The organism is Oceanospirillum sediminis, assembly GCF_014164585.1.
GTDB lineage: Bacteria > Pseudomonadota > Gammaproteobacteria > Pseudomonadales > Halomonadaceae > Oceanospirillum > Oceanospirillum sediminis.
On sequence record NZ_JACJFM010000227.1, the window covers coordinates 1 to 359 of the forward strand.

General features: G+C 50.4%; 1 protein-coding gene. It reads left to right on the top strand.

Going from position 1 to position 359, the window contains the following annotated elements; translation table 11 throughout:
• Positions 1 to 359, top strand: a 359-nt coding sequence (locus H4O21_RS28505; protein WP_182812585.1) for a DUF8693 domain-containing protein, incomplete at both ends; no start/stop codon positions are given.

Here is a 359-nt window from a genome sequence, read left to right on the forward strand (position 1 = left end):
TCATCGGGGGACCACGGGTTTGAGATAGAGATATCGGATATGGAGAACATGCCTGAGGATCAGGAAATTTACCTAAGGGACAACCTCACGGGCGATTACTTCGACCTAAGGAACGGCCAGCCCTATAGTTTTATCTCTGCACAGGGCATGTTCAACGATAGGCTAGAGATCGTGTTCCAGTCGGAATCTACGACACTGGGTACCGATGAGGCAACAGCAAAGGAGAACTATGTGTACTATGACAGGGATGAGAACAGGCTATATGCAAAACAGCTCAATGGGGATGTGACGCGGTTCACCCTGTACAACATCAGGGGGCAGTCCATCATGGAGCTTCAGGATGTGGACGGTACAGCCCT